General features: G+C 56.5%; 1 rRNA gene (cut by a window edge). It reads left to right on the top strand.

The window, feature by feature from the left end:
* Positions 1 to 1,533: ribosomal RNA gene (locus ABZZ38_RS30200) — 23S ribosomal RNA — on the top strand (it extends 1,690 nt beyond the left edge of the window).
* Position 1,534: the final 1 nt, after the last annotated feature.

Below are 1,534 nucleotides of genomic sequence, written 5' to 3'. Positions count from 1 at the left end.
AAGGGGAGTGGTGGAGCCGCCGGCCCAAGGTGGTAGTAGGTAAGCGATGGGGTGACGCAGGAAGGTAGTCCAGCCCGGGCGGTGGTTGTCCCGGGGTAAGGGTGTAGGCCGTGTGATAGGCAAATCCGTCACACATTGAGGCTGAGACCTGATGCCGAGCCGATTGTGGTGAAGTGGATGATCCTATGCTGTCGAGAAAAGCCTCTAGCGAGTTTCATGGCGGCCCGTACCCTAAACCGACTCAGGTGGTCAGGTAGAGAATACCGAGGCGTTCGGGTGAACTATGGTTAAGGAACTCGGCAAAATGCCCCCGTAACTTCGGGAGAAGGGGGGCCATCACTGGTGAGGAGTTTTGCACTCTGAGCTGGGGGTGGCCGCAGAGACCAGCGAGAAGCGACTGTTTACTAAAAACACAGGTCCGTGCGAAGCCGTAAGGCGATGTATACGGACTGACGCCTGCCCGGTGCTGGAACGTTAAGGGGACCGGTTAGCTCCATTTCGGTGGGGCGAAGCTGAGAACTTAAGCGCCAGTAAACGGCGGTGGTAACTATAACCATCCTAAGGTAGCGAAATTCCTTGTCGGGTAAGTTCCGACCTGCACGAATGGCGTAACGACTTCTCGACTGTCTCAACCATAGGCCCGGTGAAATTGCACTACGAGTAAAGATGCTCGTTTCGCGCAGCAGGACGGAAAGACCCCGGGACCTTTACTACAGTTTGATATTGGTGTTCGGTTCGGCTTGTGTAGGATAGGTGGGAGACTGTGAAGCTTGGACGCCAGTTCAGGTGGAGTCGCCGTTGAAATACCACTCTGGTCGTGCTGGATGTCTAACCTGGGTCCGTGATCCGGATCAGGGACAGTGTCTGATGGGTAGTTTAACTGGGGCGGTTGCCTCCTAAAGAGTAACGGAGGCGCCCAAAGGTTCCCTCAGCCTGGTTGGCAATCAGGTGTTGAGTGTAAGTGCACAAGGGAGCTTGACTGTGAGACCGACGGGTCGAGCAGGGACGAAAGTCGGGACTAGTGATCCGGCGGTGGCTTGTGGAAGCGCCGTCGCTCAACGGATAAAAGGTACCCCGGGGATAACAGGCTGATCTTCCCCAAGAGTCCATATCGACGGGATGGTTTGGCACCTCGATGTCGGCTCGTCGCATCCTGGGGCTGGAGTCGGTCCCAAGGGTTGGGCTGTTCGCCCATTAAAGCGGTACGCGAGCTGGGTTTAGAACGTCGTGAGACAGTTCGGTCCCTATCCGCTGTGCGCGTAGGAATATTGAGAAGGGCTGTCCCTAGTACGAGAGGACCGGGACGGACGAACCTCTGGTGTGCCAGTTGTCCTGCCAAGGGCATGGCTGGTTGGCTACGTTCGGGAGGGATAACCGCTGAAAGCATCTAAGCGGGAAGCCTGCTTCGAGATGAGTATTCCCACCTCCTTGAGAGGGTAAGGCTCCCAGTAGACGACTGGGTTGATAGGCCGGATATGGAAGCCCAGTAATGGGTGGAGTTGACCGGTACTAATAGGCCGAGGGCTTGTCCTCA

It is taken from the genome of Streptomyces sp. NPDC006368 (assembly GCF_040612535.1).
Taxonomy (GTDB): domain Bacteria; phylum Actinomycetota; class Actinomycetes; order Streptomycetales; family Streptomycetaceae; genus Streptomyces.
This window is presented reverse-complemented; position numbering and strand designations above follow the sequence as displayed.